Annotated in this window: 21 protein-coding genes; 15 read left to right on the top strand and 6 right to left on the bottom strand. The window is 62.9% G+C overall.

The features are described 5' to 3' along the window. The first annotated feature begins 187 nt into the window (after positions 1-187). The 3 genes from GTP55_RS16855 (at position 188) to GTP55_RS16845 (ending at position 4,803) form a co-directional block, all read left to right on the top strand. A complete protein-coding gene (locus GTP55_RS16855) occupies positions 188-2,269 on the top strand; it encodes a 3-hydroxyacyl-CoA dehydrogenase NAD-binding domain-containing protein (RefSeq protein WP_161046025.1) in 2,082 nt (693 codons plus the stop codon). Positions 2,270-2,451: 182 nt separating this feature from the next. Next, a complete protein-coding gene (locus tag GTP55_RS16850) occupies positions 2,452-3,120 on the top strand; it encodes a PEP-CTERM sorting domain-containing protein (protein WP_161046024.1) in 669 nt (222 codons plus the stop codon). A gap of 309 nt (positions 3,121-3,429) precedes the next feature. Then, positions 3,430-4,803 (top strand): alpha/beta hydrolase family protein, encoded by a 1,374-nt coding sequence (locus tag GTP55_RS16845; RefSeq protein ID WP_161046023.1) that lies wholly within the window; start codon positions 3,430-3,432, stop codon positions 4,801-4,803. A 480-nt stretch (positions 4,804-5,283) separates the two neighbouring features. Here the strand turns inward: GTP55_RS16845 and GTP55_RS16840 are convergent, their stop codons facing one another. Beyond that, positions 5,284-6,981 (bottom strand): MFS transporter, encoded by a 1,698-nt coding sequence (locus GTP55_RS16840; protein ID WP_229257977.1) that lies wholly within the window; start codon positions 6,979-6,981, stop codon positions 5,284-5,286. Positions 6,982-7,183: 202 nt separating this feature from the next. On the opposite strand from GTP55_RS16840, the gene GTP55_RS16835 reads away from it, so the two are divergent. The 6 genes from GTP55_RS16835 to GTP55_RS16810 all read left to right on the top strand — a co-directional run bounded on the left by GTP55_RS16835 (position 7,184) and on the right by GTP55_RS16810 (position 13,490). Further along, positions 7,184-8,362, top strand: a complete 1,179-nt coding sequence (locus tag GTP55_RS16835; RefSeq protein ID WP_161046022.1) for an acetyl-CoA C-acyltransferase — start codon at positions 7,184-7,186, stop codon at positions 8,360-8,362. 3 nt (positions 8,363-8,365) lie between these two features. Beyond that, positions 8,366-10,207 carry an acyl-CoA dehydrogenase gene (locus GTP55_RS16830; protein WP_161046021.1) on the top strand — a complete coding sequence of 614 codons (1,842 nt, stop codon included), beginning with the start codon at positions 8,366-8,368 and terminating at the stop codon, positions 10,205-10,207. A 114-nt stretch (positions 10,208-10,321) separates the two neighbouring features. Continuing rightward, positions 10,322-11,101 (top strand): SDR family oxidoreductase, encoded by a 780-nt coding sequence (locus GTP55_RS16825; protein ID WP_161046020.1) that lies wholly within the window; start codon positions 10,322-10,324, stop codon positions 11,099-11,101. Continuing rightward, entirely contained in the window at positions 11,098-12,102 is a 1,005-nt protein-coding gene (locus GTP55_RS16820; protein WP_161046019.1) for an NADP-dependent oxidoreductase, read from the top strand. The genes GTP55_RS16825 and GTP55_RS16820 overlap by 4 nt, the downstream gene beginning before the upstream one ends. A 2-nt stretch (positions 12,103-12,104) precedes the next feature. Continuing rightward, positions 12,105-13,025: an SDR family oxidoreductase gene (locus GTP55_RS16815; RefSeq protein ID WP_161046018.1), complete on the top strand. Its 921-nt coding sequence runs from the start codon at positions 12,105-12,107 to the stop codon at positions 13,023-13,025. A 39-nt stretch (positions 13,026-13,064) separates the two neighbouring features. After that, positions 13,065-13,490, top strand: coding sequence for a GNAT family N-acetyltransferase (locus tag GTP55_RS16810; protein ID WP_110847854.1), 426 nt, complete (start codon positions 13,065-13,067; stop codon positions 13,488-13,490). On the opposite strand, the gene GTP55_RS16805 is transcribed toward GTP55_RS16810, so the two are convergent. Both GTP55_RS16805 and GTP55_RS16800 read right to left on the bottom strand, forming a co-directional pair. Continuing rightward, positions 13,487-14,800 (bottom strand): hypothetical protein, encoded by a 1,314-nt coding sequence (locus GTP55_RS16805; protein WP_161046017.1) that lies wholly within the window; start codon positions 14,798-14,800, stop codon positions 13,487-13,489. The two genes, GTP55_RS16810 and GTP55_RS16805, sit on opposite strands and share 4 nt — an antisense overlap. A 9-nt stretch (positions 14,801-14,809) precedes the next feature. Continuing rightward, positions 14,810-15,184, bottom strand: coding sequence for a flagellar protein FlaG (locus tag GTP55_RS16800; RefSeq protein ID WP_161046016.1), 375 nt, complete (start codon positions 15,182-15,184; stop codon positions 14,810-14,812). Between the two features lie 94 nt (positions 15,185-15,278). Here GTP55_RS16800 and GTP55_RS16795 point away from each other — a divergent pair, with 94 nt between their 5' ends. The 4 genes from GTP55_RS16795 to GTP55_RS16780 all read left to right on the top strand — a co-directional run bounded on the left by GTP55_RS16795 (position 15,279) and on the right by GTP55_RS16780 (position 21,362). Further along, positions 15,279-16,757 carry a pyridoxal phosphate-dependent decarboxylase family protein gene (locus tag GTP55_RS16795; protein WP_229257976.1) on the top strand — a complete coding sequence of 493 codons (1,479 nt, stop codon included), beginning with the start codon at positions 15,279-15,281 and terminating at the stop codon, positions 16,755-16,757. Beyond that, positions 16,754-17,968, top strand: a complete 1,215-nt coding sequence (locus GTP55_RS16790) for an ATP-grasp domain-containing protein (RefSeq protein ID WP_161046015.1) — start codon at positions 16,754-16,756, stop codon at positions 17,966-17,968. Before GTP55_RS16795 ends, GTP55_RS16790 begins: the two co-directional genes overlap by 4 nt. 157 nt (positions 17,969-18,125) lie before the next feature. After that, entirely contained in the window at positions 18,126-20,747 is a 2,622-nt protein-coding gene (locus GTP55_RS16785; RefSeq protein WP_229257975.1) for a cation-translocating P-type ATPase, read from the top strand. Positions 20,748-20,789: 42 nt separating this feature from the next. Beyond that, the gene (locus tag GTP55_RS16780; protein ID WP_161046014.1) at positions 20,790-21,362 is read left to right on the top strand and encodes a cytochrome b; all 573 of its coding nucleotides are present in this window, start codon (positions 20,790-20,792) and stop codon (positions 21,360-21,362) included. A 30-nt stretch (positions 21,363-21,392) separates the two neighbouring features. Here GTP55_RS16780 and GTP55_RS16775 read toward each other — a convergent pair whose 3' ends face one another. From GTP55_RS16775 to ygfZ, 3 genes are read right to left on the bottom strand one after another with little or no spacing between them, the layout of a single operon-like run. Continuing rightward, positions 21,393-22,136, bottom strand: coding sequence for an NRDE family protein (locus tag GTP55_RS16775; RefSeq protein ID WP_161046013.1), 744 nt, complete (start codon positions 22,134-22,136; stop codon positions 21,393-21,395). After that, the gene (locus GTP55_RS16770; RefSeq protein ID WP_161046012.1) at positions 22,127-22,414 is read right to left on the bottom strand and encodes a DUF4936 family protein; all 288 of its coding nucleotides are present in this window, start codon (positions 22,412-22,414) and stop codon (positions 22,127-22,129) included. The genes GTP55_RS16775 and GTP55_RS16770 overlap by 10 nt, the downstream gene beginning before the upstream one ends. 1 nt (position 22,415) lies before the next feature. Further along, a complete protein-coding gene (gene ygfZ, locus GTP55_RS16765) occupies positions 22,416-23,432 on the bottom strand; it encodes a CAF17-like 4Fe-4S cluster assembly/insertion protein YgfZ (RefSeq protein ID WP_161046011.1) in 1,017 nt (338 codons plus the stop codon). A gap of 156 nt (positions 23,433-23,588) precedes the next feature. On the opposite strand from ygfZ, the gene mltG reads away from it, so the two are divergent. Continuing rightward, positions 23,589-24,578, top strand: a complete 990-nt coding sequence (mltG, locus tag GTP55_RS16760) for an endolytic transglycosylase MltG (RefSeq protein WP_202423740.1) — start codon at positions 23,589-23,591, stop codon at positions 24,576-24,578. Between the two features lie 6 nt (positions 24,579-24,584). Continuing rightward, on the top strand, positions 24,585-25,190 hold the full coding sequence (gene tmk, locus GTP55_RS16755; RefSeq protein WP_161046010.1) for a dTMP kinase: 606 nt from the start codon (positions 24,585-24,587) through the stop codon (positions 25,188-25,190). Positions 25,191-25,204 lie beyond the last annotated feature (14 nt).

The raw sequence follows: 25,204 nt of genomic DNA, 5'->3' as shown, positions 1-25,204 counted from the left end.
GTCGAAGCAAGCTGAGCAATGAATAAGGGGGGTAAATTGTCCCTTCGCAGCAACAAAGACGGGCCTGCTTCGCAGCGTTACGAAGTTTCTTCTCGGCATGCAAAACCCGTCAAAATAATAATACGATCGTTCTTTTATGCGGTATAGTGAGCGCGTAGCTCACCCACTAAAATCATAAGGAAGAGACATGACTGCTGAATACCAAGTGCACGGCGCAGTGGCCGTCATTACGCTGAACAATCCGCCGGTCAATGGCATGGGGCTGGCGACGCGCACCGCCGCCGTCAACGGCATCCAGCGCGCGCTGGCCGATGAGGCGGTGAAGGCGATCGTCATCACCGGCGCCGGCAAGGCGTTTTCGGGCGGCGCCGACATCAAGGAATTCAATACCCCGCAGGCGCTGGCCGAGCCCAGCCTGCACACCTTTATCGCCACCGCCGAAAGCTCGACCAAGCCGGTGGTGGCGGCGATCCACACGGTCTGCATGGGCGGCGGCCTGGAGCTGTCGCTCGGCTGCCATTACCGCGTGGCGATGCCGGGCGCGCAGATCGCGCTGCCGGAAGTCAAACTCGGCCTGCTGCCGGGGGCCGGCGGCACCCAGCGCCTGCCGCGCGTGCTGGGCCTGGAGCCGGCGCTGAACATGATCGTGTCCGGCAACCCGGTGCTGTCGGAAAAACTGCCGGCGTTGTTTGACGAAATCTTCGCCGCCGATGCCGACCTGCTGACCTCGGCCGTGGCCTTTGCCGAGAAAATCGCCGATGCGCGGCCGCTGCCGAAGGTGCGCGACCGCCAAGTCGATTACCCGAATTACGAAGCCTTCCTGCAGTTCTCGCGCAATACCGTCAAGGCCATGGCCGGCCCGTTCCCCGCGCCGCTGGAGTGCGTGGAAACCGTCGCCGCCTCGGTGACGATGAAGTTTGAAGACGGCCTGAAATTCGAGCGCGACCGCTTCCTGCACCTGATCCAGACCACCGAATCGAAGGCGCTGCGGCATGCCTTCTTTGCCGAGCGTGTGGCCAGCAAGGTGCCGGATGTGCCGGCCGATACGCCGGTGCGGCCGATCAAGTCGGCCGCCATCATCGGCGCGGGCACCATGGGCGGCGGCATCGCCATGAACTTCCTCAACGCCGGCATTCCGGTCAAGCTGCTGGAAACCAAACAGGAAGCGCTGGACAAGGGCATCGCCACCATCCGCAAGAACTATGAAAACACGCTGAAGAAAGGCAAGCTGACCCAGGAAAAACTGGACCAGCGCATGGGCCTGCTGAGCAGCACGCTGTCGTATGACGAGATCGGCCAGGCCGACATCGTGGTGGAAGCGGTGTTCGAGGAAATCGGCGTCAAGGAAGCGGTGTTCCGCAAGCTGGACGAGGTGATGAAGCCGGGGGCCATCCTGGCCACCAATACCTCGACGCTGGACGTCGACCAGATCGCCAGCTTCACGACGCGCCCGCAGGATGTGATCGGCACCCACTTCTTCTCGCCGGCCAATGTCATGAAGCTGCTGGAAATCGTGCGCGGCAAGGCCACCGCCAAGGACGTGCTGGCGACGGCGCTGGCGCTGTCGAAGAAACTGAAGAAGACCGGCGTGGTGTCGGGCGTGTGCGACGGCTTCATCGGCAACCGCATGATCGAGCAGTACAGCCGCCAGGCCGGCTTTTTGCTGGAAGAGGGCGCGCTGCCGGAGCAGATCGACAAGGCGGCCGAGAAGTTCGGCTTTGCCATGGGCCCGTTCCGCATGGGCGACCTGGCTGGCAACGATATCGGCTGGGCCATCCGCAAGCGCCGCTACGTCGAGAAGCCGGAAATCAGCTACTCCAAGACCGCCGACCTGCTATGCGAAATGGGCCGCTATGGCCAGAAAACCGGCGCCGGCTGGTATGACTACAAGGCCGGCGACCGCAAAGCGTATCCGAACGAGCAGGTCAACGCCATGATCGTTCAGCACTCGGCCGACCTCGGCATCACGCGCCGCAAGATCAGCGATCAGGAAATCGTCGAGCGTCTGGTCTACGCACTGGTCAACGAAGGCGCGCTGATCCTGGAAGAGGGCATTGCCTTGCGCGCGTCCGACATCGACATGGTCTACCTGACCGGCTACGGCTTCCCGCTGTACCGCGGCGGCCCGATGTTCTACGCCGACACGGTGGGCCTGCCGAATGTGCTGGCGGCGATCCGCAAATACGCCCAGGGCCATCAGGGCCAGGCGTGGCAACCGGCGCCGCTGCTGCAAAAGCTGGCAACGGAAGGTGGTAGCTTCAACCGCTGATTGCACGATGCTCACATGCTGCAAAGAAATTTAAGTGGCATGTGAGCATTTTTCAAAAAACTCGTTTATAATTTCGACATCAGCAGTTCCTTCCTTCGACGCCCTAAAAAACGGTTCGATGATGAAAACCCGGCCTCCCTATCGACGCCGGCAACTTCACCAACTTACTTTTAGAGGCTTCCATGAAACGCATCGTCATCACCACCGCCCTGGCCATCGCAGCATTTGCCGGCTCGGCGCAAGCCGCCACCACCACGACCATCACCGGTCTGAAAAACACCGGCGTCGGCACCAGCGGCAGCACCGACACCAGCTACAAGCTGACCGCCGCCAGCAGCGACACCACGATCGCCAACACTGCGCCGTTCATCAGCTACGACAATCAGTGGCCGGTGAGTCCATGGCTGGCCAATAGCGTCGACTCGAAATGGATCACGCCGACCAGCAGCCAGGGCCAGACCTTTGACGCCTGGAGCGCCGGCACCTACACCTACACGCTGTCGTTCGATCTGACCGGCTACAACGCCACCACGGCATCGTTCGCGGGCCGCCTGGCGGCTGACAACGCGGTCACCGTTAAACTGAACAACCAGGTCATCAGCACCGCCGCCGGCTTTACCGACTGGACCTCGTTCAACGCCGCCAGCGGCTTTGTCTCCGGCGTCAACACGCTGGACTTCGTGGTCACCAACTGGCAGCAGAACGGCGGCAACCCGACCGGCCTGCGCGTAGAGTTTGGCACCTCCAGCATCGCCGCGCCGGTGCCGGAACCGGAAACCTACGCCATGATGCTGGGCGGCCTGGCGCTGATGGGTGTGGTCGCCCGTCGCCGCAAAGGCAAAGCTGCCTGAATCGAGTACGTTACCGCAAGTTTAACCGCCCTCCGGGGTAATGCCGTTAAGTTAGCAACGTCGTTCCCGCGCAAGCGGGAATCCATGCTGCGTTTGCCCTGCAAACGTCCTATGGATTCCCGCTTGCGCGGGAATGACGATGTGAAATTCCAGCTTAACTTAACGGCATTACCTCCGGGGCGGTTTTTTTATTCGTGACGGGAAAACGGGGCTTGATGACATCCCGGAGCGGATTGGTCGCATATTGTTGCGCGGAACTTGCCGTTTGGCTAAGGTAGAGCCTTCTTCAATTCCGGAAAGCGCAACAGCATGAAGACCTTCCTCGGCGGCCTGTCCGTCATCGCGGCCATGGGCGCGGCCTTGCCGGCCAGCGCGGAAGACGCGCAAGGGCAATGGAGCGGCGTGATCGCCGGCCAATTGACGGTGGTGCTGGATGTCAGCAAGAGCGCCGACGGCCAATGGCAAGCCACGCTGGCCAGCCCGAGCCAGTCGTTCTCGGCCAAGGTCGAGCAGCTGACGACTGACGCGACGCATCTCAGTTTCGCGCTGCCCAAACTGCAGGCCAGCTATCAGGCCACGTGGGACGATCAGGCCAAGGCCTGGACCGGCACCTGGACCGAGGGCCAGAAAGCGCCGCTGACGCTCAAGCGCGTGCCGGCCGGCACGCCGGCTGTGACGGCGCCATCGCGGCCGCAGGAAAAAGCCATCGCCGCCGCCGTGCCGACCTATACCAGCGAGGACGTCAAGTTCGCCAGTTCGGCCGCCGGCGTGCAGCTGGCCGGTAGCCTGTGCGTGCCGAAAGGTGCCGGACCCTGGCCGGCGGTGGTGCTGGTGCACGGCTCCGGACCGAATACCCGGGACGAAGAAGTTTTTGGCCACAAGATCTTCCTGGTACTGGCCGACCATCTGGCGCGCCAGGGCATTGCCGTGCTGCGCTACGACAAGCGCGGCATCGGCGGCTCCAGCGGCGACTACAAGACCGCCACCACCCACGACTTTGCCGACGACGCGCAAGCGGCGGTCAATTTCCTGCGCACGCGGCCGCAGATCAACGCTCGCCACCTCGGCGTCATCGGCCACTCCGAAGGCGGCCTGATCGCGCCGATGCTCGCCGCGCGCGACCCGCAACTGGGCTTCGTGGTGCTGATGGCCGGTCCCGGCGTGCGCGGCGAATTGCTGATGGTTGAACAACTGGCGTACCACAGCGAGGTCGACAAAGCCGCCAGACAGCGCGCCATGAATCAGACCATGCTGGCCGCCATCGTCGCCGAGCGCGATCCGGAGCAGGCGCGTAGTAAAGCCCAGGCCATCCTCGAACAGGGCGAACGCGAGGACCTGGTGGTGCAGGGCGCGGCGGCGCTGGAGGCGAAAACCTTCACCACGCCGTGGTTCCGCACCTTCCTCAGTCTGGAGCCGGGACCGGCTTTGCGCGCCATGCGCCAGCCTGTCCTGGTCCTGAACGGCGAACTGGACCGTCAGGTGCCGGCCAAGCTTGACCTCGACGCGATGCGCATCGCACTGGCCAACAACCCGCGTGCCGTGGTAAAAGAGCTGCCCAAACTGAATCACCTGTTCCAGACCGCGACCACTGGCGCGCCTGCCGAATACGGACAGATCGAGGAAACGCTGGCGCCATCGGCGCTGGCCGTGATGTCGGACTGGATTCGCAGCCAGATGCAATAATCTTCTGAATGTCAGTGATGAACAGACCCACCGTAACAGACGCCGCCAACGAACAGCCGATTCCTGCCCGGCTGGCCGGCCAACTGGCGGGCTGGTCTGCCAAAGCGCGCCAGTATCCGGTATTCAGCCGCACCTGGTTCGCTTACCGCGCGCGCTCCTTCCTGCTGCCGGTGCTGCATAGTCTGGGCCTTTGTGCTGCTGTGGCTGGGTGGCGTTGGCGACCTGATCGCTTACCTGCGGCAGCTACTCCAGGGACGAAAATCGTATGGTTTCGATTGAACTGTGACGACTAAAAAAAACCGCCCGAAGGCTAATGCCGTTAAGTTAAGCGCCGTCGTTCCCGCGCAAGCGGGAACCCATACCGCGTTTGCCCGGCAAACGTCCTAGGGATTCCCGCTTGCGCGGGAATGACGATGTGAAATTTCAGCTTAACTTAACGGCATTAGCCCGAAGGCGGTTTCTAGATGGGCCGATTCAGATTCAGTCGGCCGCGTAGATGTTGTTGTCCTTGGTCTCGCCGACGAACACCGCGCCGATGACGACGGTGATCAGGGCGATCACGATCGGGTACCACAGGCCGTAGTAGATGTCCCCTTTGAACGCCACCAGCGCGAACGAGATGGTTGGCAGCAGGCCGCCGAACCAGCCGTTACCGATGTGGTACGGCAGCGACATCGAGGTGTAGCGGATACGGGTCGGGAACATTTCCACCAGCATCGCGGCGATCGGGCCGTACACCATGGTCACATACAGCACCAGGATGAACAGGATCAGCACCACCATCGGTTTGTTCATTTGCGCGTCATCCGCCTTGGCTGGATAGCCAGCCGCCTTGATGGCGCCGCCGACTTCTTTCTTCAGCGCGGCTTCCGTATCCTTCGATGGCTTGTCGAAGTTCAGGCCATCCGGCGTCATGACGGCGTTGAACGACGAAATTTCCTTGTCGCCGACCTTGATCTTGGCCACGCTGCCGGCTGGCGCGTCTTGCGTGGTGTAGTTCACCGAAGCGTTGGACAACATGCCGGTGGCGATGTCGCACGACGATGGGAATTTCTTGGTGTTGGTCGGGTTGAACTGGAAGTGGCACGACGCCGGATCGGCAATCACCACCACCGGCGAATTTTTCAACGCGGTTTCCAGCTGCGGATTGCCATAGTGGGTCAGGGCGCCGAATAGCGGGAAGTAGGTCGCCGCCGCCAGGATGCAGCCGCCCAGGATGATCCACTTGCGGCCGATCTTATCCGACAGCATGCCGAAGAAGATGAAGAACGGCGTGGCCAGGGCCAGCGACAGCGCGGTCATGATGTTGGCGCTGGCGCCGTCGATCTTCAGCACTTGGGTCATGAAGAACAGCGCGTAGAACTGGCCGGTGTACCACACCACCGCCTGGCCCATGGTCAGGCCGATCAGCGCCAGGATCACCACTTTCAGGTTGCGCCATTGGCCAAAGGCTTCGCTCAGCGGCGCCTTCGAGGTCTTGCCCTCGGATTTCATCTTGGCGAAGGCTGGCGATTCATTCATCGACATGCGAATCCACACCGACACGCCCAGCAGCAGCACCGACACCAGGAACGGCACGCGCCAGCCCCAGGCATTGAAGGCTTCCTCGCCGATTGCGGTACGGGTGCCCAGAATCACCAGCAGCGACAGGAACAGGCCCAGAGTCGCGGTGGTCTGAATCCAGGCGGTGAAGGAACCGCGCTTGCCGGCAGGTGCATGCTCGGCCACGTAAGTGGCTGCGCCGCCGTATTCGCCGCCCAGCGCCAGCCCCTGCAGAATCCGCAGCCCGACCAGCACAATCGGCGCCGCGATGCCGATCGCCGCATAGCCCGGCAATAGCCCGACAATAAAGGTGGAGGCGCCCATGATCAGGATGGTGATCAGGAAGGTATACTTACGGCCGACCATATCGCCCAGGCGGCCGAACACCAGCGCGCCGAACGGCCGCACGATGAAGCCGGCGGCAAACGCCAGCAGCGCGAAGATGAAGGTGGTGGTCGGTTCGCCGATGAAGAACTGCTTGGCGATGATCGGCGCCAGCGCGCCGTACAGATAAAAATCGTACCACTCGAATACGGTGCCGAGCGAGGAGGCGAAAATCACCTTGCGCTCTTCGGCCGTCATCGGCGTGGCTTGCTTGGGTAGGTTGCGGGTATCCGCGGTACCGCTGTTTGCCATGATGTGTCTCCTTTGATTTTGTAGGATGTTTTGTCCCCAGCCGAGATAGTTGGTACTTCGTCAGCTTGGTCCGAGTTTGGGCGCTGAACCTTACGCGATGCTTTCACGAGGCTTACGCGAAACTTACAATAAATTTTGCGAACGACCGTACTAAAACTATGCTATTCTGGATTGATAACACCTTCACTAAAGGAGACTTCTCATGATCGATGCCGTCATTGTTTCTACCGCCCGCACGGGTCTGGCCAAATCCTGGAAAGGCGCGTTTAACATGACGCACGGCGCCACCTTGGGTGGCCATGTATTGCAAGCTGCAATCCAGCGCGCCAACCTGGAAGCCGGCGAAGTGGAAGACGTATTGGCCGGCTGCGCCAACCCGGAAGGCGCCACCGGCGGCAATATCGCGCGCCAGATCGCCCTGCGCGGCGGCTGCCCGGTGACCACCGCCGGCATGACCATCAACCGTTTCTGCTCGTCCGGCCTGCAAACCATTGCCACTGCCGCCCAGCGCATCATCGCCGGCGAAGGCGATATTTATGCGGCCGGCGGCGTCGAGTCGATTTCCTGCGTGCAGCAGGAGATGAATATGCATATGTACAAGGAAGTCTGGCTGTCGAAAAACAAGCCGGAAATCTACTGGCCGATGCTGCAAACCGCCGAAACCGTCGCCAAGCGCTACAACATCAGCCGCGAGCGTCAGGATGAATACGGCGTGCAGAGCCAGCAGCGCGCCGCCGCCGCCCAGGCTGCTGGGCTGTTCAATGCCGAGATCGTGCCCATGACCACGGTAATGGGCGTGGCTGACAAGGCCACCGGCCAGCTGTTGTCGCGCGAAGTGACCATTTCGGCCGACGAGGGCATCCGCGCCGATACCACGTACGAAGCCGTGTCCAAGATCCGTAGCGCGCTGCCGGGCGGCGTGATTAGCGCCGGCAATGCCAGCCAGTTCTCGGATGGCGCCTCGATGGCCATCGTCATGAACGCGCAGACTGCCGCCGCCAAGGGGCTGAAACCGCTGGGCGTGTTCCGCGGCTTCGCCGTGGCCGGCTGCGAGCCGGATGAGATGGGCATCGGCCCGGTATTCGCCGTGCCCAAGCTGCTGATAAAAGCCGGCCTGAAAGTCGAGGACATCGGCCTGTGGGAGCTGAACGAGGCGTTCGCCGTGCAGGTGCTGTATTGCGCCGACACGCTGGGCATCCCGATGGACCGCCTCAACGTCAACGGCGGCGCGATTGCGGTCGGCCACCCGTATGGCGTGTCGGGCGCGCGCCTGGTCGGCCATGCGCTGATCGAAGGCAAGCGCCGCGGCGTCAAATATGTGGTGGTCACCATGTGTATCGGTGGCGGCCAGGGAGCGGCAGGCCTGTTCGAAGTGGTGTAAGCCATGCGCTCGACCATTCTGTCGCGCCGCGACCTGTCGTTCATGTTGTACGAGTGGCTGGACGCGGAGGCGTTGACGCGCCGCGCCCGCTTTGAGGACCACAACCGCGAGACCTTCGACGCCGCGCTTGATACGGCCGAACGTCTCGCCACCGATCTGTTCGCCAACCACAACAAGAAGGCCGACGCCAACGAGCCGCATGTGGTGGACGGCAAGGTGCAGATCATCCCCGAAGTGAAGACGGCGCTGGAAGCGTTCTCGCTGGCGGGCCTGATGGCCGCCGGTCAGGACTACGAGCGCGGCGGCATGCAGCTGCCGGTGGTGGTCGAGAAGGCGCTGGCGGCGTATTTCACTGCTGCCAACGTCAGCACCTCGGCCTACACCTTCCTGACCATGAGCAACGCCAACACCTTGCTCAAATGCGCGACGCCGGCGCAGATTGAAACCTACGTCAATCCGATGCTGGCTGGCCGCTTCTTCGGCACAATGTGCCTGTCCGAGCCGCAGGCCGGTTCCAGCCTGTCGGACATCACCACCCGCGCCGTCCCCGACGGCGACAATCAGTACCGCATCACCGGCAACAAGATGTGGATCTCGGCCGGCGAACACGAGCTGGCGGACAACATCGTCCACCTGGTGCTGGCCAAGATTCCCGGCGAGGATGGCAAGCTGATTCCCGGCGTCAAAGGCATCTCGCTGTTCATCGTGCCAAAATACCTGGTCAACGACGACGGCAGCCTCGGCGCGCGCAACGACATCTCGTTGGCCGGCCTCAACCACAAGATGGGCAATCGCGGCACCACCAACTGCCTGCTTAATTTTGGCGAAAACGGCGGCGCCATCGGCTATCTGGTCGGCAAGCCGCACCACGGCCTGGCGAATATGTTCCACATGATGAACGAGGCGCGCATCGGTGTCGGCCTCGGCGCTGCGGTGCTGGGTTACACCGGCTATCTGCACGCGCTGGACTATGCGCGCAACCGGCCGCAAGGCCGCCACCCGGCGCAGAAAGACGCGGCGCAGCCGCAACTGCCGATCATCCAGCACACCGACGTGCGGCGCATGCTGCTGGCGCAGAAGGCGTACGTCGAAGGCGGCCTCGGCCTCGTGCTGTACAGCGCCCGACTGGTCGACGAGCAGAACACGGCCGAAACCCCGGAAGCCCGCGAACATGCTGGCCGCCTGCTGGACTTCCTGACGCCGATCACCAAGTCGTGGCCTTCCCAATGGTGCGTCGAGGCCAACAGCCTGGCGATCCAGGTACACGGCGGCTACGGCTACACGCGCGAATACAACGTCGAGCAGTTTTACCGCGACAACCGCCTGAACGCCATCCACGAAGGCACACATGGCATCCACGGCCTGGACCTGCTGGGCCGCAAGGTCAGCTTGCAGGATGGCGCGCTGTTCCGTGCCTTTGGCACCGAGCTGCGCAAGACGATACGCAAGGTGCGCGGCAGTGTTGGCGCGCCGGATGCGGTCGGTCCGGGCCTGGCCACCATCAGCGTCGAGCTGCTGGCGCATGCCGATGCGCTGGAACAGGCCTGGCATAGCGTGGAAGAAGTCACGCAGAAGTTGTATGCTGTCGGCGATTTGAACAAGACGCTGGCCAACGCCAGCCTTTATCTGGAAGCGGTCGGGCACGTGGTGGTGGCGTGGATCTGGTTGCAGCAGGCCTTGCTGGCGGCGGCGTCGCTGGCCAGCGGCGATACGGATTTCTATCGCGGCAAGCTACAGGCGTGTCAGTATTTCTTCCAGTGGGAGCTGCCGAAGGTGGGGCCGCAGCTGGCACTGCTGGCGAGCATAGACACCACCACGCTCGACATGCAGGATGCTTGGTTTTAACAAGGAATAAGCAATCCTGAACGTCGCTCCTGCGTACGCAGGAGCCTATAGAACGCGCTCGGCATGGATCCCCGCTTTCGCGGGGACGACGCGGGGCAGCATAAAGGAGACACGATGCGTACTACTCAAGAACTGTTTTCACTGGCCGGCAAGACCGCGCTGATCACCGGCGGCTCGCGCGGCCTCGGCCTGCAAATGGCGCTGGCGCTGGGCGAGCAGGGCGCCAGGGTCGTCATCTCGGCGCGCAAGCAAGCCGAGCTGGATGAAGCTGTCAGCTTGCTGACCCAGCGCGGCATCAGCGCGCACGCGGTGGCCGCCGACCTGGCGCAGGACGCCCAGGCCGAAGCGCTGGTTGACGCCGCCATCGGCCACCTCGGCCATATCGACATCCTGATCAACAACGCCGGCGCCAGCTGGGGGGCTCCGGCCGAAGACCATCCGGTCGAAGCCTGGGACAAGGTGATGGACCTGAACATCCGCAGCATCTTCTTGGTGTCGCAGCTGGTCGGCAAGCGTTCGATGATTCCACGCCAGTCCGGCCGCATCATCAACATCGCCTCGATCGCGGGCCTGGCCGGCAACCCACCGGGCACCATGCAGACTATCGCCTACAACACTTCGAAAGGCGCGCTGGTCAACTTCACCCGCACGCTGGCCGGCGAATGGGGCCGATACGGCATCACCGTCAACGCGCTGGCGCCGGGCTTTTTCCCATCCAAGATGACCAAGGGCTTGCTGACGGCCATGGGCGACCAGCTGATCGGCCACGCGCCGCTGAACCGCCTCGGCGATGACGAAGACCTGAAAGGCGCCGCCGTGCTGTTCGCGTCCGACGCGGGCAAGCACATCACCGGCCAGATCCTGGCGGTGGACGGAGGCGTGTCGGCGGTATGAGTATTCCCGAAACATACCAGCGCATCGTGCTGGCCGAACGTCCGCGCGGCCCGGTCAAGCCAGAGAACTTCCGGCTGGAGATCGTGCCGGTGCCGGCGCTGGCCGACGGCGAGCTGCTGATCCGCAATCACTACCTGTCGCTGGACCCGTACATGCGCGGCCGCATGAGCGCGGCCAAGAGCTACGCCAGCTCGCAGCCGCTGGACGACACCATGATCGGCGGCACCGTCGGCCAGGTGATCGCCTCGCGCAACGAGTTCTACCAGGTTGGCGACTACGTCAACGGCATGCTGGGCTGGGCCGAGATGGGCGTGTCGGATGGCCTGTTGTTGCGCAAGCTGGACACGACCCGCATTCCGTTGTCGGCGTTTCTCGGCGTGGTCGGCATGCCGGGCATGGCGGCGTGGTACGGCTTCAATCAGATTATGGAAGCAGCGGCCGGCGAAACCGTGGTGGTGTCAGCCGCCAGCGGCGCTGTTGGCAGTGTGGTCGGCCAGCTGGCGCGGCTGCGCGGCTGCCGCGTGGTCGGCGTCGCCGGCGGACCGGACAAGTGCGCCTACGTGGTGAACGAGCTGGGCTTCGACGCCTGCGTTGACTACAAGGCCGGCAACCTGGAGGCCGACCTGGCCGCCGCGACGCCGGACGGCGTTGACGCCATCTTTGAAAACGTTGGCGGCGCGTGTCTGGACGCGGCGCTGGCCCGCACCAACGCCTTCGCGCGCATTGCGCTGTGCGGCCTGATCGCCGGCTACAACGGCGCCGACATGCCGATCAAGAATGCGCGGGTGCTGTTGATCAATCGCCTGACCGTGCGCGGTTTCATCGTGACCGAGCACATGGAGTTTTGGCAGCAGGGCTTGCAGGAGCTGGCCGTGCTGGTTGCAAATCGTCAAATCAAATACCGCGAATCGGTGGCGGACGGCCTGGCTGCCGCGCCGGAAGCGTTCATGGGCCTGCTGCAAGGGCGTAATTTTGGCAAACAACTGGTGAAGCTCATTTAAAAATGAAAACATTCCGAGACAAAGTCGCCGTCATCACCGGCGGTGCAAGTGGTTTGGGTCGTCAATTTGCAAACATCGCCGCACGCGAGGGCATGAAGCTGGTGTTGGCCGACGTGCAGGCCGATGCGCTGGAGCAGGCCACCGCCGAGCTGCGTGGGCAGGGCGCCAGCGTCATCGCGCAGCTGTGCGATGTGCGCAAGGGCGAACAGGTGCAGGCGCTGGCCGATGCGGCCATGACCGAGTTTGGCGCGGTGCATCTGGTGTTCAACAACGCCGGCGTTGGTTCGGCCGGGTTGATCTGGGAAAACACCGAGGCGGACTGGGAATGGGTGATGGGCGTCAACGTCTGGGGTGTGATCCACGGCGTGCGCATCTTCACCAGGCTGATGCTGGAGGCGGCCGCAAAAGACGCTTCGTTTGAAGGCCATATCGTCAACACCGCGTCCATGGCCGGCCTGCTGAATGCGCCGGCGATGGGCGTCTACAACGTCTCCAAGCATGCGGTGGTGTCGCTCTCGGAAACGCTGTATCACGACTTGCAGCTGGTCGGTGCGCCGATCGGCACGTCGGTGCTGTGCCCGTATTTTGTGCCGACCGGGATCAGCCAGTCGCACCGTAACCGTCCGCAAGACGTGCGCATGACCGCCGGCCCAACCGCCAGCCAGATCGCCGCGCAGGTGATGACCGACAAGGCCGTTTCGTCGGGCAAGGTATCGGCCGGGGAAGTGGCGGAGATTACCTTCAAGGCGATTGCCGATGGCCAGTTCTACATTTACTCGCATCCGGAGGCACTGGCTGGCGTGCGGCTGAATCTGGAGAGCGTTGTCGCTGGCACCAATCCGCCGGACCCCTATGCTGCGACGCCGCAGATCCGCGAGCTGCTGAAGGCCAAAATGCAGGGTGCTTCCAAACCGCAGGGCTGACGTACTACAATCGTGCTTTTGCTGAACAGGATCACAACGATGAGCAAGCACGAAATCAAACTGGGCGACTGGGGCACGCTGAGCGCCGACGCCAAGGCCATCCGCACCGAAGTCTTCGTTGAGGAGCAGGGCGTTCCTGCCGAGCTGGAAATGGACAGCATGGACGCGCTGTGCCTGCATGCGGTGGCCTACGAGGCGGATGGTACGCCGGTTGGTACCGGCCGCCTGCTGCCGGATGGTCATATCGGCCGCATGGCGGTGCGCAAGTCGGCGCGCGGTAGTGGCGTGGGCGGCGAGCTGTTGCAGGCTCTGATGGTGCAGGCCAAGGCACGTGGCGACCTGCTGGTGGCGCTGAGCGCGCAGACGCACGCGGCGCCGTTCTACCAGCGTCACGGCTTTGCCATCGAAGGCGAAGAGTTCTACGAAGCGGGCATCGCCCACATCAATATGCAGCGCAGCTTCTAAGCAAGCAACTGGGCGATGCGGGCCAGCGGCGCGACGACATCGATGTCTGGCGCCACGCCCTCGTGCAGGTCGGCGATCATGCGGGCGCTGAGACACAATCGCAGCGCCCCGGCCGCTGCAGGCTGACCCAGCTGGTAACGGCGTGTGCCAATGGCCGGCAGTTGCAGCTGAAGATACACACGGCGCGCCTCGGCGGCATCCAGCAGGTGGCCGTCAGCGCCGCGCAGCGTGAACGGGAAGATGGTTTGCACGCCGTCCCAGCCGGCCGGCACGCCGAGCGCCGAGCGGTCGATGGCGGCGACTGGCAGCTGCGCGAACGCTGCATTTTGCGCCAATCCGTGCGTCACCGCATCCTCAAAATGCCTCGCCCAGCGCAGGCGCGCGGTCTGCGGCACAGCAGCAAAACGCTCCATTTCCGTCAGCGCCGCCTCCCAGCGCAGTAGCATGCCGAAATTGCTGTGGCTGGTGACTGCGTGGACCGCATTGGCCGCCATCGCGCGCGGCAGCAGCAGGGCGCCGCTGAAGGTCGGCCCGCTCAGGAACTTGGAGCCAGTCAGCGCCAGCATGAAACCCTGCGCCAGATACGCCCGCACCGTCATCGGGTCCAGCCGGAACTGACAAGCATCCACCAGCACATCCAAGTGATCCGGCCAACGCGCCCGCAGCGCCTGCACCGAGGCGATCGACGGCGCAATCATCCCCGTCTTGCTGACATCGGTCAGCACCAGCAGCACACGCTGCCCCTGGGATGCCGCCTCCTCAACGATGGCGGCGTACTCGGCATCGACCTCGCCGGCGTCGCGCAAACTGCCATCCGTCTCGCGCACCGCCACCATATGGGGTGCACCCTGACGCGGCCCGAGCAAGGCCAGCGGCACGCCGCTGCCGGTCTCTGCCCCATCTATCAGCACCGTGCACTGCGGCTGCCGCAGATTGGCTACCACCATGAACAAATCGGTGCCGGATGGCGCCAGCAGCGTCATCGGACTGTCTGCCGGCGCGCAGCCGCAGTAGGCCAGCAAACGCTGCCGCACGGTGGTCAATGCCCGCCGGTACACCACCAGTTCCGGCTCCCTCCGCATGGCTTGCACACAGCGCTGCCGCAACGCGTCGGCGGCCTGGTAAGCGTAGGGAGAGATGTGTGAGGCGGTAGAGGAGCCAAGCGACACCAGATCGCGGTCCGGCGTGGGCCGGCAGCCATACCGGGAGCGGCCGCTGCCGGCATCCAGCGTCAATCTGTCGTCGCCGCCGGCAAGCAGCAGGTCGTCGGTCGGGGGAAGCTGATGCAGATCGGCGGCGTGCTTGATCAAGTTGGAGTACTATGCCTTGCTATTAATCAGCAGGCCTTTCATGCTGTTGAGGTTCCTGGCAATTTCCAGCGATTCCACGGATGGAAGCTGACGCAAGACCTGCTTGGTTTCAGTATCGATCACCTTGACCACCGACAGGCCACTGTGGTCATCTATGCTGAACTCTACCTCACTATTGTTTTCGAGGAAACGATTTATCGCGTCAACCGATTTTTTTAACTCAGATTTACTAGGAGTTTTCAACGCAGCATCGTCTTTACCGGCGACAATAGATTGTGCGGATGCTGTATCCGTAGTTTTGTCCAGGGCAGGCAGGGGCAACACCGCCCACGTGGCGGTGGTGGTGGGTAGCGAATCTAATCGGTTGATGCTGCTCGGGTCCATGCTGTTGGTTTCCTTCGTTCGCGCGGGGGATTTGCTTTGGATAAAATACCCCGCTACTGGCAATAACGGCAGGTCTGAAGAAAAATTGAGTCACATGGCAAAAAAAACGCAAGAAAATTTCGCTGGCCCACTGGAACCGGCAGATTGGCAGCAATTCCGCACGCAGGGCCACCGCATGCTGGACGATATGTTCGACTACTTGCAAGGCATCCGCCAGCGGCCCGTCTGGCAGCCGGTGCCGGACCAGGCCCGCGCTGCTTTCCGCAGCCCGCTGCCGGCGCAGGGCAGCGATCTGGCCGACGTCCACCAGCAATTCATGGACAACATCCTGCCGTATGCGATCGGCAATACGCATCCCGGCTTCTTCGGCTGGGTGCATGGCGGCGGCACGGCGGCCGGTATGCTGGCCGAGATGCTGGCGGCCGGCCTCAACGCCAATTGTGGCGGCCGCGACCATATCCCGATCGAAGTCGAGCGCCAGGTAGTGCGCTGGATGGCCGAGCTGTTCGGCTTCCCGTCTTCGTCCTCTGGCCTGTTCGTGACCGGCAGCTCAATGGCGAATATGATCGCGGTGCTGGTGGCGCGTTATCGCGCGCTGGGCCGCGAGGTGCGCAGCCACGGTATTCCGCCCAAGCGCCAGCTGGTGGCGTACGCGTCCGCCGGCGCGCATGGCTGCATCGCCCAGGCCATGGATCTGGCTGGCCTCGGCAGCGCCAACCTGCGCAAGATCCCGATGAATGCCCGTTTTCAGATGGATATCACGGCGCTGGAAACCGCGATTACCGCCGACCGCCAGGCCGGCTTGCAGCCGTTCTTTGTGGCCGGCACGGCGGGCACGGTCGATGTCGGCGCGATTGACGAGCTGCCGCTCCTGGCCGCCGTTGCCGAGCGCAACGGCCTGTGGTTCCACGTCGATGGCGCGTATGGCGCGCTGGCGGCGCTGTCGCCGGAATTGCGGCCGCTGCTGGGCGGCATTGAACTAGCCGATTCCATCGCCTGTGATTTTCACAAGTGGGGCCAGGTGCCGTACGACGCCGGCTTCATCCTGGTGCGCGACGCCGACGTCCACCTGGACACCTTCGCCAGCCGCGACACCTATTTGCGCCGCGATGAGCGCGGCATGGCGGCCAATTCGCCGTGGCCGTGCGATTTCGGCCCGGACCTGTCGCGCGGCTTCCGCGCCTTGAAGACCTGGTTCACCTTCCAGGTCTTCGGCGCCGAGCGCATTGGCCAGGTGATTTACGAAACCTGCTTGCTGGCGCGCTATCTGGAACAACGCATCCAGGCGCAGCCGGAACTGGAATTGCTGGCGCCGGTGGCGCTGAACATCGTCTGCTTCCGTCACCGCGCGGCTGGTCACACCGATATCGACGCCTTCAATGCCGCGCTGATCGCCGACGTGCAGGAGTCCGGCATTGCGGCTCCCTCCGCTACGACGGTACGCGGCAAGTTGGCGATCCGCGCCGCCATCGTCAACCACCGCACCGGCCAATCCGACATCGACGCGCTGCTGGATGCAGTGCTGCAATTGGGCGCGAAGCGCCTGTCCCTTACCAACACGGAGTCCGCATGACATTTGACGCAAGCACTATCGGCCAGCACAACGCCCCGCTGATCGGCGTCGCCCCCTTGATGCGCCGCGCATTTGCCGGCGAGGACCTGTCGCCCATCGGCCAGGTGCTGCTGGAGCGCGCCCAGACCTATCCCAACGACGCGCACGCCTACATGGACTTCTCCACGGTGCTGCAACTGACCGGCAACCGCGACGACGCGCTGGCGGTGCAGGCGGAAGCGATCATGCTGCAACCGCATTACACCATTCCCGCCGCATCGCCGGGCCTGACGCTGCTGGTGCTGATGGGGCCGGGCGATCTGATGGCCAACACGCCGGTCGAATTCCTGGTGGAAGACAGCGACGTCACGCTGGAACTGCTGTACCTGCGCGCCGACGAGGACTTCCCGGAACAGGTGCCGGACCACGACGTGATGCTGGTGGCGGTGGCCGAATCGGAAACCAACCAGCCACTGCTGGAACGGCTGATCGACTACACCAGCGACTGGCCGCGGCCGGTCATCAATCGTCCGGCGCAACTGCGGGCGACTTCGCGTGACGGCCTGAGCGCCGCCTTGCGCGGCCTGTCGGGCGTGGAAATGCCGGTCGCCGTGCGCACCGGCCTGAGCACGCTCAATGCCATCGCCGCCGGCACCCAGACCATTGACAGCCTGCTGCCCGATGGCGGCTTTCCGATCATCGTGCGGCCGCTGGGGTCGCATGCTGGCACCAATCTGCAGAAGCTCGACACGCCTGCCGCGCTCGGTCAATATTTGCAGGAAGTGGAGGGACCGCAGTTCTACGTGTCGCGCTTTGTCGACTATCGCGGCGCCGATGGCCTGTTCCGCAAATACCGCATCGTGCTGATCGAGGGCAAGCCGTACATCTGCCACTACGCGATTTCGCAAAACTGGATGATTCACTACCTGAACGCCGGCATGACCGAAAGCGCCGAAAAACGCGCCGAGGAAGCGGCCGAAATGGCGCGCTTCGACCAGGGCTTCGCCGTGCGCCACCAGGCCGCGCTGCAAGCCATCGACCAGCGCATGGGCTTGCCGTACCTGGGCATCGACTGCGCCGAAATGCCCAACGGCGACCTGCTGATCTTCGAGGCCGACAACGCCATGATCGTCCACTCGATGGACCCGGAAGACATGTTCCCCTACAAAGCGCCGGCCATGCGCAAGGTGTTCAAGGCCTTTCGCGAGATGCTGGCCCACTCAGTGGGCTGATTGACAGAAGACGTGCATGCCGGCGGCGGTAGGAAATGCGAATCATTGCGACAATGATTCGGAGCACCCACGCTCGCTTTGACACAGAATTTCACTTAACATAGTGACATCTGTTGGCAAAGCCATTTCCACCCTATCCACCGTATGAACCCGGCTAATGGATCGTGCCGTTGACCAGATTGAATACAGCGTAATTCGTGCCACCCTGCTCGAAACGCCCGGGATAATTGATCATATGTCTCCGCAAAAAGTCACCGCTGGTCTGACGGCGGCGCAGGCGGCCGAAAGCCTGCGCGCAAACGGACCCAATGAGCTTCCTGCTTCCCGTCCATTGAGTGCCTGGCGGCTGTTGCTGGACGTGGTTTCCGAGCCGATGTTCTTGCTGCTGGTAGCGTGTGGCGTCATTTATCTGTTATTGGGCGACCGTAGCGAAGCGCTGATGCTGCTGGGTTTTGTCGGCATCGTCATCGGCATGACGTATTTTCAGCAGCGGCGCACTGAAAGGTCGCTCAACGCGCTGCGCGACCTCGCCAGTCCGCGTGCCTTGATCATCCGGGACGGCAGACAGATGCGCGTCGCCGGCAGGGAACTGGTGCTCGGCGATCTGGTGCTGCTCGCCGAGGGCGACCGCGTGCCCGCCGATATCGACCTCGTCACCGCCTCGAATTTAAGTGTCGATGAATCCATGCTCACAGGCGAGTCCGTGCCGGTGGCAAAGCATGCCGACGCCGAGGCCGGCACGGAAGGCCGTATCTATTCGGGAACCCTGATCACGCAAGGCACGGCAAGCGGCCTGGTGATCGCCACTGGAGCGAGCAGCGCTCTGGGGCGGATTGGCGCCTCGTTGGCGACCCTGGGCGGCGAGCTGACGCCGATTCAACTTGAAACGCGCGGTGTCGTCAAAACCGTCGCGCTCGGTGGACTGTGTCTGGCCGCTGGCCTGAGCATCACTTACTGGTGGTTGCGCGGCGACTGGCTGCAAGGCCTGCTTGCCGGACTCACCCTCGCCATGGCGATTCTGCCGGAGGAATTGCCGGTTATTCTGACGCTGTTCCTCGGCCTGGGGGCATGGCGATTAGGGCGTGAGAAAATTCTGGCCCGCAGCATTCCGGCGATCGAATTGCTGGGCGCTACCACGGTGCTTTGCGTCGACAAGACCGGCACATTGACCGCCAACCGCATGCAACTGGTGCAGTTGTGGAACGACCACGCCAGCTACGATGGACAGCGCGCGGGGGCGGCGGCACTGCAGGAGGAGCTGCACAGTTTGCTTGAATATGCGGTACTGGCCAGCCATCGACAGGCGTTCGACCCGATGGAGACGGCCATCGTGCAAGCCGGCGCCCGGCTGCTCGCCAACACGGAACACCTGCACTCAGACTGGACGCTGATTGACGACTATCCGCTGTCGCGCGAAATGCTGGCGATGTCCAGGGTCTGGCGATCGCCGGATCGTTCTGAATACCTGGTTGCCGCCAAGGGAGCGCCCGAAGCAATTGCCGATCTTTGCCACATGGATGCCGACCGACATGCCGCGCTTGCAGCGCAAGTGACGACGATGGCCGACCAGGGATTGCGCGTTATCGGTGTCGCCAGGGCGACTTTCCCGGCGCCGCCGTTACCGGACAATCAGCACGTTTTTGCATTTGCGTTTCTGGGCCTGGTGGCGCTGCAAGACCCGGTCCGTGAGGAGGTCCCGGACGCCGTTGCACAATGTCATGCGGCTGGCATACGCGTTGTGATGATCACCGGAGACCACCCGTCCACCGCAACGGCCATTGCGCAGCAAGCAGGAATCACCGAGGGCAGGGGCGCCATATTGTCCGGCGCCGAACTGACCGCGATCGACGACCGCGCGCTTCAGGTGCGGCTCAACGACACGGCCGTTTTTTGTCGCATCGCTCCGGAACAGAAGCTACGCCTGGTGCAAGCGTTTCGGCGGCGTGGTGATGTCGTGGCCATGACCGGCGATGGCGTCAACGACGCACCAGCATTAAAAGCGGCTAACATTGGTGTGGCGATGGGCGCACGGGGCACCGATGTCGCGCGTGAAGCGGCAGCCCTGGTCCTGCTCAATGACGATTTCTCGTCGCTATTGCTGGCGGTGCAGCACGGCCGTCGCCTGTTCACCAACCTGCGCAAAGCGATCGTCTTTATCGTCGCGGTGCACGTCCCGATCGTCGGTCTTTCCATCCTGCCGGTGTTGTTTGGCTGGCCGATGCTGCTAATGCCGGGGCATATACTATTTCTGCAACTGGTCATCGATCCGGCTTGCTCCATCGTGTTTGAGGCCGAGGCGATAGAAGCCGACGCGATGAGCAGCAAGCCACGTAATCCGGACACGCACTTGTTCGACCGTGAAATCCTGGTGCGCGGGCTGCTGCAGGGGCTCGGCTTATTGATTATGCTGGTTGGGGTGTACCTGGCGGTCATCGCGTCCGGCCGGGCCGACGGCGTGGCGCGCACCACGACCTTTCTCGCACTCGTGTTGTCAAATATAGGACTGATTTACACCAATCGCAGCTGGTCACAGCCGTCCTGGCGGCGCCGCGGGGTGTCGAATCGGTCGTTTGCATGGGTCAGTTTATCCGCACTAGCGCTGCTGGGACTGGTGCTTGTGCTGGCGCCCCTCAGGGACTTGTTTGCTTTCGCTGCGCTCGATCCCATGCTGCTTTTCACGTGCCTGATGGTGGCTGCGTTGAGCATCGCCTGGTTCGAATTCATCAAGTGGGCGACATCGAAACGGGTCAATACTGTCAGGACGGCTGCGCCGATCTGAGCGCCGGCTATTTCAATCACACAAAGCAATCGAGGAAGCGACATGGAGAATCGTCACAGCATCAGTACAAAAGCCGACCGCTCCTGGAAGTATGCGGCGCCGGCGATATGGCTGCATTGGATATCAGCACTGTTGGTCATCGGGCTGCTCTGCATCGGGTGGTACATGATGTCGATAGAGGATGAACCTGGTAGCGCCTGGTATTTTGATCAGCACAAATCCTTCGGTCTGCTGTTCTTCGTGCTGGTGATCGTCAGGCTCATTTGGAGAGTAACGCACAAGCCCGTCCCATTAGCGCACAGTCTGCCTGGCTGGCAAAAGAAGTTGGCCGGGTTAATGCAATGGCTGCTGTACGGCGGCATGCTGGCGATGCCAGTCTTGGGCTACCTGGGCGCCTCTCACACCCGGCAGGGAGTGGCTTTCTTCGGCATGCAGCTTCCTGTCTGGGCGATGCCCGATCATGACGTGGCGGAACAATTTTTCGACCTGCATGCGTCACTGGCGATTGCCCTGACGATGCTCATTGCGCTGCACGTGCTGGCGGCCCTGAAGCATCTGCTGGTCGACAAAGATGATATCTTTTACCGCATCTGGTTTTGGAACCGGAATTTGTAGGGGCTTCCGCTCGTCGCATGGCGTCAGGCTTCAGTGAATCAGCACCTCATGCAGCGTGGCGGAGGCGTCGGCGTAGAGTTTGACGACGGTGGAGGTGCGGGTGCCGTAGCCGGGGCTTTCGATGCGCACGGCGGACAGCACGCGTTCCAGCTCCAGCGAGACGCCGGTTTCCGGCAGGCGCTGGTCGGACGCCGGCGTGGTGTCGGACAGCATTTCGAAGAAGGCTTCTTCCGGCGCGCCGAGGCACAGCAGGCTGGCGAACTGGGCTTTGGTCTTCAACACTTTTGGCCACGGCGCATCCAGCAGCGCGTTGGACAGGCCATAGATGCCGGCTTCCAGCGGCTGGCCGTTGCGCGGGTCGTGGTCGCCTTTGTTGGAGTACCAGATCAGCGTGTCGCGGTCGCCCAGCACCAGGTTAAAGCCGTTGTACTGGTGGGCCGTGGCGCGGATGGACGCGACGTATTCCTGCGGCGTCATGCTGCCTGCCAGATAATCGGCCACCAGATGGCCGCGCGACGGTGCGTCATCCCTGTGCTCGGACGGTGCGCGGATGTTGGTGATGGCGGCAAAGCGCGATGGCCCGCCTTCGGCACCCGGCTGGGTGATCCCCATCCAGCTGCCGCCGGCCTGCAAGTCGCGGCCGGCGTAGATGTGCGGATGTTCGGGCCACGGACCGGCCGGCGCGGTGGCGCGCTGATAGTATTCATCGCGGTTGGCGGCCGCAATCAGCGGCACCGCCGGTACCACCTGCCAGGCAAAGACAATCAGGCACATGGGACAACGTCCATAAAAATTTCCGTGTGGCGCAGGCCGGTGGTGAACTGGTCCACGCCGGCCTCGGCGACGGCGTCGTGCAGTGCCGCCGCGAAGCCTTCCGGCACGGATGGATAAACTTCCATCCACGTCTGCACGTCTTCCCTGGTGTCCGGACGGCGCTTGAGCAGGCCCGTCACGCCGTGGTGCTGTGCCAGCGCCGTCTGCATCGGCACGACTGCCGCCAGCAAGGACACCGCGTCGCTGTCCTTGACCTTGTAATAGATGTAGAGATCCATGCTAGAGATCGAGTGGTTCCAGCACATACGGCATGGCCAGGAAACTCAAGGCCGTGCCTTGCGCCGAACCCAGTCGCACGGACGCCGCCTCGATGGCCGCCAGCTTCATTTCCACCAGCGCATCGACGCCGCCTTCGCCGTTCGGCGCGGCGTTGACGATCATGCCGCACGGCTGTTCCGGATCGGCCGTGGCAAACACCTCCATGCCGGCGGCCGCCGTCGCGTCAGGGATGCTGACCAGCGTGGTGCGGCGCTTGAGCTTGCCGAGGTACTGGCTGCGGGCGACGATTTCCTGACCCGGGTAGCAGCCTTTCTTGAAATTGACGCCGCCCAGTAGCTCGTAGTTGATCATCTGCGGCACGAATTGTTCCTGCGTCGCCTTGCTGATGTGCGCCACGCCGGCGTGGATTTCCGACAGGTGCCACGCATCATTGCTGCCGACGCTAAGCTTGTCCGCCAGTTCCGGCACCACGGTTGCGGCGGTCTCGGCCGACATCAGCCACTGGTAGCGCGGCGCGCCGAAGACGTCGGCCACGCGGATCAGCGTGCCCAGCGGATGATCCAGCTTGGCGAACGGTTTGGCGGGCAGCGTGTCGAACCAGGTTTGCAGCGTGGTTTCAGCCAGGCCGCCGCCCAGGCCCAATACGACGTGATTGGCCGGCAGTTCAGAGGCGTCGCTGAGCTTGGTTTTGGCGCGCAGCACGAACATCGACAGGCGCTTCTGGATCGCCGGCTGGATGTCGCGCGCCAGTTGCAGAAAGATAGTCGATTCGTTACGCCACATCAGGAACGAGGCCAGCAGGCGGCCTTTCGGCGAGCAGTAACCGGCCAGCCGGGCTTCGCCCTGGCCGAGGTGTTCGACGTCGTTGGTCAGCTGCGTGTGCAGGAAGTTGGCGGAGTCCTCGCCGTCCAGCGCGATCAGGCCGAGGTCGGTGATCGGGGCGACAAAACCGACTGCCAGCTGCGTTGTGGTCAGCGGGGCAGCCTGCTGCGTTAAAAGTTCATTCCAGGAAGGCATAATTTTCAATCTTTTGACGGTGAAAGCATTATCATTACGGGCTCATTATAGTGATGTCGCGCCGATCGCGTCGGACGGGGCACAAAACATCGCACTGGCGCACCGGGTCAGGAACTGGCAAGCTGTGCGACTTGATCCAATCAGATGGCTTTAATAATGGCTTTTATCAAAAAAATAATTAGTCTGTGTATCGTGCTGGCCATCGTGGGCGGCGGGTATTTCATGTACTGGTCGCAAAATCCGATCATTCCGGCCGATGCCGAAGCGATCGACTTCACCATTACGCCCGGCAGCGGTGCGCATGCGGCCGGCCAGCAGATCGCCGAAGCGGGCGTGCCGATCCAGCCCTTGCTGTTCAACCTGCTGGCGCGCGCCACCGGCAAGAGCAGCAAGCTGAAGGCCGGTTCCTACGAACTCAAGCCCGGCTCGACGCCGCTGCGCCTGATCGACCAGCTGGCGCGCGGCGAGTTCGCGCAGGAGCAGCTGACCATCATCGAAGGCTGGAACTTCCGCCAGATGCGGGCCGCCATCGCCGCCCACAAGGGCCTCAAGCATGACACCGTGGCGCTGTCGGACACCGAGCTGATGACCGCGATCGACGCCGACTACAAGCAGGCCGAAGGGTTGTTCTTCCCGGACACCTATCTGTTCGCCAAGGGTTCCAGCGACCTGCAAATCTACAAGCAGGCGCACGCCATCATGCTGACCCGCCTGGCCGACGCCTGGGCCAAGCGCGATCCGTCGCTGCCGTACAAGAATCCGTACGAGGCGCTGACCATGGCCTCCATCGTGGAGAAGGAAACCGGCCAGAAGTCAGAGCGCGCCATGATTGCCGGGGTGTTCGTCAACCGCCTCAAGCTGGGCATGCTGCTGCAGACCGATCCGACCGTGATCTACGGCATGGGCCTGAAATACGATGGCAAGATCCGCAAAAAGGATCTGGAGACCGACACCCCGTACAATACCTATACGCGCGCCGGCTTGCCGCCGACCCCGATCGCGCTGCCGGGCGTGCAGTCGCTGATGGCGGCGCTGTCGCCGGCCAAGACCGCCGCGCTGTATTTCGTCTCCAAGGGCAACGGCACCAGCCAGTTCTCGGACAATCTGAACGACCACAATCGGGCAGTCAACCAGTATCAACGATAAGAATCAATGGGTAAATTCATCACCTTCGAAGGCATCGACGGCGCCGGCAAGTCCACGCACATTGCCTTCGTCAGCGATTACATCAAGCAGCGCGGCGTCGATCTGGTCAGCTCCCGCGAACCGGGCGGCACGCCGCTGGGCGAAAAACTGCGCGAGATCGTGTTGCACGAAAAAATGCACCTGGAAACCGAAGCGCTGCTGGTGTTCGCCAGCCGCCGCGAACACCTGGCGCAAGTCATCGAACCGGCGCTGGCGCGTGGCGCCTGGGTCATTTCCGACCGTTTCACCGATTCCACCTTCGCCTACCAGGGCGGCGGCCGGGGCATGAGCCTGGCCAAGCTGGATGCGCTGGAGCAGTGGGTACATCCCGCATTGCAGCCCGACCTGACCCTGTTGTTCGACGTGCCGCTGGACGTGGCGCGCGCGCGCCTGGACGCCACTCGCGAGCTGGACAAGTTTGAGCAGGAAAAGAGCGACTTCTTTGCTGCCACCCGCACCGAGTACCTGCGTCGCGCGGCCGAGTTTCCGCAGCGCTTCCGCGTGATCGACTCGACCCAGAGCATCGCCGAGATCCAGCAGCAAATTGCCGCCATCCTCGACGCGTTCTTTTGAAATAGAATACTGAA

The sequence above is a fragment of the Duganella margarita genome (assembly GCF_009857535.1).
Lineage (GTDB): Bacteria > Pseudomonadota > Gammaproteobacteria > Burkholderiales > Burkholderiaceae_D > Rugamonas > Rugamonas margarita.
The sequence above is the reverse complement of the archived record's forward strand: the minus strand, read 5'-3'. Positions and strand labels throughout refer to the sequence as shown.